The following is a 582-nucleotide window of genomic DNA, read 5'->3' as shown; positions in this document are numbered from 1 at the left end:
CTAAAGCTGGGATGCTTACACCTTCACGAGGGACACTCCAAAAATCTGTTCTTAACAAGTTGTGACGAAGCTCTTCAAGTTGTCGCTTCACAGCGAAAAGCTCTGTATGAGTAAGCTGGCTATCTCTGCTCTTACCATCGATATGGATCGCAATTCTATTTAGCTTTTGTGATATGTCAGTTAAAGCTTTCCATGCATCGATGTTGATCTCTGGAATAATGGAGGGTAGTTTATGAATGAAAGCCTTGCGGAGCCATTCTCCTTTGGACATAGAGCCGCGTTTGGTATTGAGAAGTTGAAGTTCTACATTATTAAGTCGGACACTAACACAATGGGTTCTGAGCGTTTCTGGTATGAAGTTAGTAAGGTTTGATGGTTTTTTTATGACCGGGGGGGGGCGTGTTGGTAATGTTTTCCATTAATAGTTCGTTTTTCATATGAACTCCTTTTCATATTACAGTTTAATAAAATATATATCACTTTCAAAAAAGGTCAATATCCTGTGGTTAGAATTTATAACATATGCAATTTTTATAGGTAGGTGATTATGAAAAAGTGAATTATCATAACTTTAGTTGTAAC

General features: G+C 37.3%; 1 protein-coding gene. It reads right to left on the bottom strand.

What is annotated here, in order from left to right:
• Positions 1 to 385: hypothetical protein (locus IM284_RS23535; RefSeq protein ID WP_370552127.1), on the bottom strand; the 385-nt coding region annotated here is incomplete at its 3' end.
• Positions 386 to 582: the final 197 nt, after the last annotated feature.

It is taken from the genome of Enterobacter cloacae complex sp. P12RS, assembly GCF_014895875.1.
Lineage (GTDB): Bacteria > Pseudomonadota > Gammaproteobacteria > Enterobacterales > Enterobacteriaceae > Enterobacter > Enterobacter bugandensis.
This window is presented reverse-complemented; position numbering and strand designations above follow the sequence as displayed.